Here is a 4,879-nt window from a genome sequence, read left to right as displayed (position 1 = left end):
CCCTACGACGTATCGTCGTAGGGCGGGGCTTATGTTATGTCATCACAAACATCGCAGGAATTGTTTGATCTGCATCACACCGTCACGGATGTGCCGGAATCATCCAGCTCAGGATCGGTGTAGACTGCAGCGCCACAATGGCAGAGACAAAAATCAGCAGGAAGATACTGTGTTTTACCGTAAACCGCAGGAGTTCGGACTCTCTTCCCAAGAGACCGACGGATGCCGCCGCAACCGCGATGGACTGCGGAGAGATCATCTTACCTGTGACACCGCCGGATGCGTTCGCCGCCATAGCGAGCAGCGGGTCAACACCGATGCGGCTCGCCGCCACCTGCTGGAGTTTACCGAACAGGAGGTTGCCCGACGTATCCGAGCCAGTGATGAACACGGCAATCCACCCGAGCGCCGCCGAGCAGAACGCAAACGCATTACCGGTCGCAGCAAGCGCACTGCCGAGAGTGTTCGTCATACCCGATGCGTTCATGACGTATGCAAAGCCGACAACGAAGCAGATGGAGAGTAGCGCGAGCTTGATCTCCTTGAACGTGTCAATCGCCACCGCAAACATATCACTCCAGCTGATCCCGATCACGAACTTCGAGAGGATCGCAGCCACGAGAATTGCCGTACCTGTTGCACCGATAAAGTCGAGCTTGAACATCGCCGCAATCGGCTGCTGCGAGATGGAGCTGACAATGTTGTTGTGGATGAGCGGAACCGCATACTGGATGACAAAGGGTTTGAACAGAGCCTTCACAGGTGCGAGCGTCCAGACCGAGATCGAGATCGTCAGGATCAGGAACGGCGACCATGCGGAGATGATCTGTCCCGTCGTATAGGACTTCGGTGTCACGGACTGCTCCGGCTCACCCTCAAACTTCCACGTAGTCTTGGGCTTCCACACCTTCAGCAGAGCAACGGTACAGACGAGTGAGACGAGTGCGGACAGGATATCCGGGAGCTCCGGCCCCATGAAGTTCGAGCTGAAGAACTGCGAGACCGCAAACGAACCGCCCGCCACGACAACCGCCGGCAGAACCTCAAAGACACGCTTGAAGCCCGCCATCGTCGCAACGAGATAGAACGGGATGAATATGGAGACGAGAGGCAGCTGACGACCAATCATCGCTGCGATATCCGTCGCGGGAATCGGCGTGCCGTTGGCGTATACGCCAAGACCGTCCATAACCGTGACCGGAACACCGACCGCACCGAACGCAACCGGAGCCGTATTCGCCAAAAGGCAGATACCTGCTGCATACAGTGGCTTGAATCCGAGACCGACGAGCAGTGCCGCCGTGATGGCAACCGGTGCGCCGAAGCCCGCCGCGCCCTCCAGGAACGCGCCAAAGGAAAAGGCGATGAGCAGTGCCTGGATACGACGGTCATCCGTCAGGGAGATGACACTATCACGAATGATATCAAAGTGGCCCGTCTTGACCGTCATCTTGTAGAGAAAGACCGACATCCAGATGATCCAGCCAATCGGAAGGATACCATATATGATACCCTGCAGGGCTGCCATGCCCGCAAATCCCGCCGGCATTTCGAACGCGACACAGGCAATGACCATCGCGATCAACATCGTTGTCATACCGGTCAGCCAGCCACGTACCTTGAACCCTGCCAAGGCGACTAGGTAGTATAAGATAGGAATAAGCGCAACGAACGCCGACAGGTAAAGATTACCTGAAACGGGCTCTAACAGCTGAACGAAAGTTTCCATGCTTCCTCCTCTGCATTATTCGACAAAATTCGGGCGAATCAAAAGAGATAACTCGTCCGATTCGCCCGAACTTTCCGGCAGCACTTAGAGCGTCTTATACGCCTCTTCCAGCGTATTCTTGAGCGTCGTAGCGGAGTTCTTCATCTTTGCGAGCTCCTCATCCGACAGCTCCATCTCGACGATCTCGCGGATGCCCTCACGGCCGATGATGGCAGGGACACCGATGTAGAGATCGTTGACACCGTACTGCCCTTCGCAGTATGCACTGACAGCCAGCTCCGTGTTCTCGTCACGGAGAATTGCCTTGACGATAGTGAACAGCGAAATACCGATTGCATAGTAGGTTGCACGCTTGCGGTTGATGATCTCGTAGGCGGCGCGCATAACACGCGTCTCAACATCCTTGAAATCCTCCGCCTTGAACTTCTTACTCGAGGCAAGGAACTTCTGGAACGGCTTGCCGTATACATAGACGTTGCTCCATGCGGCAAACTGCGTATCGCCGTGCTCGCCGAGGATATAGCCGCGCACGCTGTTCGGCGCGATATCCAAGATGTCGCCGAGCATATAGCGGAAACGCGACGTATCGAGCGTCGTGCCGGAGCCGACCACGCGATTCTTCGGGAAGCCCGTAAACTTCTGCAGAGCGTTCGTCAGAACATCGACAGGGTTGGATGCGATCACCAGAACGCCGTCAAATCCGGAGGCAACAATCTGCTCGGACATATCCTTGACCGCCTTGATGTTCTTATCCACCAACTGCAGACGCGTCTCACCCGGCTTCTGCGGCAGACCGCCGCAGATGACGATGACATCCGCATCCGCACACTGCTCATATCCGCCTGACGTGACCTTGATGGGAGGAACCAGTGCGCCTGCGTGGTTCAAATCCATCGCTTCGCCTTCTGCCTTCTCAGGGAAGAAATCGATCAGGCCGAGTTCCTCGCAAAGGCCGCTCGCGTAAAGCTGATACGCAAAGCTCATTCCGACCATGCCCGCACCGACAAGCACAACTTTTCTGTTCTTTGCCTTCATAAATTTTCCTCCAATTATCTAGCTTCTTTGCGAGTGTGGTCACACTTTCGCATATCTCGGTCTCTATTATATTCAATAAAGAGAAAAAAAGCAATAAAAATTTTGACTTTTTGGGTGATTTTTGAAACACTTGATATCCGTTGTCAAATCGAATCATTCCTCACGCTGAATTTGCAGTGTCTCCCCCGCCTGATTTCTCCGATTCATTCGCGTGCCGCTTCGGCGGGTGCGGGTGGTAGAGACTCCAATTCCAGTGAATCGCCGCAAAGCGGATCATGAGGACGAGGAGAAACGCGAGCCACGAGTCCGCCTCCACCCCGAGCGTAAAGCGCAGCGCACAGAACACAAACGCCCCCACGAGCGATGCCGCCGCATAGACCTCAGCATAGAGCACAACGGGCATCCGCTGGGCGAGCACATCGCGGATCATACCGCCGCCGACCGCCGTCGTCGCCGCAAGCAGGATCGGCAGCACATAGCTGTCGTCCCCACCCACGCGTACCCCCGTCAGCGCACCCGTGATTGTAAAGGCGGCAAGTCCGATTGTATCCGACACATTGAAGATCGTGAGAAGCCGCTGGCGGCGCATACGGTGCAGCGCCGTCCACTGGTAGAGGAACGACGTTGCGAGCGCCACCCCCACCGAGAGGAGGAAGTTCGTCGTATCCCGCAGCGCCATCGGCGGCGTGATGCCGACGAGCACATCACGCACCATACCGCCGCCGACTGCCGTCGCCAGAGCCAGCACCGAGATCCCGAAGATGTCCATACGGCGCGAGATGCCGACCAGTGCCCCCGACACCGCAAAGGCAAGCGTCCCGATGATATCGAACAGCCGCCACAGATCTTCTACTGCCATAGTTTCGTCCTTCCCTTATACGCCACATTAGCTTCCCCCGCCGATGCGGGGGTAATGGCAAGCTACACGAGCCGATAGGGGCGCCTCTAGCTCATTCGACTCTCTCACGACAGAAAACCACAAATCGACCAAGGCGCCCCTTCCGTCACGCTGACGCGTGCCACCTCCCCCGTGCCGCACGGGGGAGGCTTTTCATCCACGGAATTTTAGCTTCCTTCGCCGCAGCGCAGAGGCTTTCAGCATACGCCCATCACGCCATATTAGCTTCCCCCGCCGATGCGGGGGAAGTGGCGAGCAACGCGAGCCGATAGGGGCGCCTGTGACACAAGCGACGCCCTATCGTCAGAAACGCACCAACGTCCAAAGCGCCTCTAGCTCGTCTGACGCTCTGACATCAGTACACATGCCCATCATCTTCTACGTCGCCAATCTCTTTTCCTGCACGAATATCAGCAATCGCCCGTTCAACCGCCTCGCAGACAGAGGGAAATCGTCTTTGAATTTGCTCATTTGTAAAGCGAAGCACACGAACGCCCTGTTGTCTCAAAAATTCGCTTCGAGCGGCATCATAGCGCTGTCCCGTTTCCTCGAAATGCTGACTGCCATCCACCTCAACGACAAGTCGAATTGATGGCGCATAGAAATCTGCAATGTAGTTTCCGATGGGCTGCTGACGGCGAAAATGACAAGAATTCTGTGACAGAAAATCGTACCAGAGACGGCGTTCTTCGGGTGTCATGTGTTGCCGCAGTTCTTTCGCATACTGCTTTGTTTTTGTCTTGTAGTCACGCATGAAGTCAGCGATCCTCCATTGGCCAAGGCGCCCCTTCCGTCACGCTGACGCGTGCCACCTCCCCCGTGCCGCACGGGGGAGGCTTTTCATCCACGGAATTTTAGCTTCCTTCGCCGATGCGCGGAGGCTTTCAGCATACACCCATCACACCATATTAGCTTCCCCCGCCGATGCGGGGGAGCGGTCAACCTCTTCCAATCACACTTCGCCTTTCGGCTTGTGTTCTTGGGAGGTTTTCCCATACGACCTGTTACCCGCTCAGCTGCGCCCTTCGGGCTTGCTTCTCGGACAGGTCAGTAAGTGGCGAACGCAGTGAGCCGATAGGGGCACCTCTAGCTCATTCGACTCTCTCACGGCAGAAAACCACAAATCGGCCAAAGCGCCCCTTCCGTCACGCTGACGCGTTCCACCTCCCCCGTGCCGCACGGGGGAGGCTTTTCATCCACGCCACATTAGCTTCCTT

4 protein-coding genes are annotated in these 4,879 nt (G+C 56.3%); all 4 read right to left on the bottom strand.

The window, feature by feature from the left end; genetic code table 11:
* Positions 1–82 precede the first annotated feature (82 nt).
* The 4 genes from ACO6BQ_RS11870 to ACO6BQ_RS11855 all read right to left on the bottom strand — a co-directional run bounded on the left by ACO6BQ_RS11870 (position 83) and on the right by ACO6BQ_RS11855 (position 4,416).
* Positions 83–1,729, bottom strand: a complete 1,647-nt coding sequence (locus ACO6BQ_RS11870; protein ID WP_489121205.1) for an L-lactate permease — start codon at positions 1,727–1,729, stop codon at positions 83–85.
* A gap of 84 nt (positions 1,730–1,813) precedes the next feature.
* Complete coding sequence (locus ACO6BQ_RS11865) at positions 1,814–2,764, bottom strand: L-lactate dehydrogenase (protein WP_314666161.1); 951 nt, start codon at positions 2,762–2,764, stop codon at positions 1,814–1,816.
* 160 nt (positions 2,765–2,924) lie between these two features.
* Positions 2,925–3,623 (bottom strand): trimeric intracellular cation channel family protein, encoded by a 699-nt coding sequence (locus ACO6BQ_RS11860; RefSeq protein WP_489121201.1) that lies wholly within the window; start codon positions 3,621–3,623, stop codon positions 2,925–2,927.
* Positions 3,624–4,017: 394 nt separating this feature from the next.
* Complete coding sequence (locus ACO6BQ_RS11855; RefSeq protein ID WP_489121197.1) at positions 4,018–4,416, bottom strand: endonuclease domain-containing protein; 399 nt, start codon at positions 4,414–4,416, stop codon at positions 4,018–4,020.
* Positions 4,417–4,879 lie beyond the last annotated feature (463 nt).

The sequence above is a fragment of the Centipeda sp. (in: firmicutes) genome, from assembly GCF_057271695.1.
Note: the sequence above shows the minus strand (reverse complement) of the source record. Positions and strands in the feature narration are given on the sequence as shown.

Bases quoted from the DNA above. Each gene is read 5' to 3' on its own strand.
- ACO6BQ_RS11855 (WP_489121197.1), bottom strand. From the start codon at position 4,416: ATGCGTGACTACAAGACAAAAACAAAGCAGTATGCGAAAGAACTGCGG.
- ACO6BQ_RS11865 (WP_314666161.1), bottom strand. From the start codon at position 2,764: ATGAAGGCAAAGAACAGAAAAGTTGTGCTTGTCGGTGCGGGCATGGTC.
- ACO6BQ_RS11870 (WP_489121205.1), bottom strand. From the start codon at position 1,729: ATGGAAACTTTCGTTCAGCTGTTAGAGCCCGTTTCAGGTAATCTTTAC.
- ACO6BQ_RS11860 (WP_489121201.1), bottom strand. From the start codon at position 3,623: ATGGCAGTAGAAGATCTGTGGCGGCTGTTCGATATCATCGGGACGCTT.